Annotated in this window: 2 protein-coding genes; both read left to right on the top strand. The window is 69.4% G+C overall.

All coding sequences use genetic code 11. The features are described from left to right. A partial coding sequence (locus tag D180_RS22030) for an NAD(P)(+) transhydrogenase (Re/Si-specific) subunit beta (protein ID WP_017914481.1) occupies positions 1 to 1,126 on the top strand: 1,126 nt, incomplete at its 5' end. Between the two features lie 65 nt (positions 1,127 to 1,191). Beyond that, the coding region (locus D180_RS22035) for an aldehyde dehydrogenase family protein (protein WP_017914482.1) at positions 1,192 to 1,986 on the top strand (795 nt) is incomplete at its 3' end.

A 1,986-nucleotide genomic window follows, 5' to 3' on the forward strand; every position in this document is an offset into this window, starting at 1 on the left:
GCAGATGGTGGCGCTGTACAACGGCATGGGCGGCGGCGCCGCCGCGGCGGTGGCCGGGGTCGCGCTGACCGCGCGGCAGCCGCAGCAGGGCGGCCTGCATCTGGCGGTGACCGTGCTCGGTGCGCTGATCGGCGCGATCTCGCTGTCCGGCTCGGTGATCGCCTGGGCCAAGCTCGATGGCCGCATCGACACCGCGTGGCGGTTCAAGGGCCAGAGCGCGTTCAATGCTGCGGTGTTCCTGGCCGCGCTGGTGCTCGGCGCGCTGGTGGTCACCGGCACGGGCGGCGCCTGGGCGGCGCCAGCGTTCTTCATCGCCGCGCTGGGCTTCGGCGTGCTGATGACGCTGCCGATCGGCGGCGCCGACATGCCGGTGGTGATCTCGCTGTACAACGCCTTCACCGGCCTGGCGGTGGGCCTGGAAGGCTTCGCCCTGCAGAACCCGGCGCTGATGATCGCCGGCATGGTGGTCGGCTCGGCCGGCACCCTGCTGACCGTGCTGATGGCCAAGGCGATGAACCGCTCGCTGGGCAACGTGCTGTTCAGCAATTTCGGCGACGGCGCCGCAGTCGTGCAGGGCGACGTGCAGGGCCGCATGACCGCGGTCGAGCCGGGCGATGCGGCGACGTCGATGCGCTACGCCTCCAGCGTGATCATCGTGCCCGGTTACGGCCTGGCCGTGGCGCAGGCGCAGGGCCGGCTGTACGAACTGGTGAAGCTGCTGCAGGCCGCCGGCGTCGACGTGAAGTTCGCCATCCACCCGGTCGCCGGGCGCATGCCCGGGCACATGAATGTGCTGCTGGCCGAAGCCGGCGTGCCCTACGACCTGATCTACGACATGGAGGACATCAACGACAGCTTCGCCAGCACCGACGTGGCGCTGGTGATCGGCGCCAACGACGTGGTCAATCCGGCGGCGCGCACCGACAAGGCGTCGCCGATCTACGGCATGCCGATCCTCAACGCCGACCAGGCGCATCAGGTCTACGTGATCAAGCGCGGCCAGGGCAAGGGCTACGCCGGCGTGGAGAACCTGCTGTTCTACGGCGACAACTGCGACATGGTCTACGGCGACGCCGCCGCGGTGCTCAACCGCATGGTGCAGGCGGTGAAGGAACTGGCCGCCTGACCCAACCGCTTCCCGCGCCGGCGCGAGGCGTCCGGCGCTTTCCGACCTTCCACGAGGACACCACCATGACCTATGCCACCCGCAATCCCTATACCGGCGAATTGCTCGCCACCTTCCCGGAGGCCACCGATGCGCAGGTACTGGCCGCGATCGATGCCGCCGACGCCGCGTTCCAGCAATGGAAGCAGGCCCCGTTCGCCGAACGCGCAAGGGTGATGCATGCCGCGGCGCGGCTGCTGCGTGCCAACACCCGCGAGTACGCATGCCTGCTGACGCTGGAGATGGGCAAGCTGATCGGCGAGGCCGAAGCCGAGGTGCGGCTGTCGGCGGACATCTTCGAGTACTACGCGGTCAACGCCGAGCGCTTGCTGGCGCCGGAGCATCTGCCGGTGGCCGATCCGGCCGAGGGCAGGGCGATGGTGGTGCACGAGCCGCTGGGCGTGCTGCTGGCGATCGAACCGTGGAATTTCCCGTACTACCAGATCGCGCGGATCATCGCCCCGCAACTGTCGGCCGGCAATACCGTGCTGCTCAAGCACGCCTCCAACGTGCCGCAGTGCGCGGCCAAGTTCGAAGCGCTGATGGCCGAAGCCGGGTTGCCGGCCGGGGCTTTCGCCAATCTCTACGCGACCCGCGGCCAGGTGGAGACCATCCTCAACGACCCGCGCGTGCACGGTGTGGCGCTCACCGGGTCGGAAGGTGCCGGCGCCATCGTCGCGGCCCAGGCGGCCAAGGCGCTGAAGAAGTCGACCATGGAACTGGGCGGTGCCGACGCCTTCGTGGTGCTGGACGATGCGCCGCTGGAGAAGACGGTGAAGTGGGCGGTGTTCGGCCGCCACTGGAACGGCGGGCAGGTCTGC

The organism is Xanthomonas sp. SHU 166 (assembly GCF_000364685.1).
Taxonomy (GTDB): Bacteria; Pseudomonadota; Gammaproteobacteria; order Xanthomonadales; family Xanthomonadaceae; genus Xanthomonas_A; species Xanthomonas_A sontii.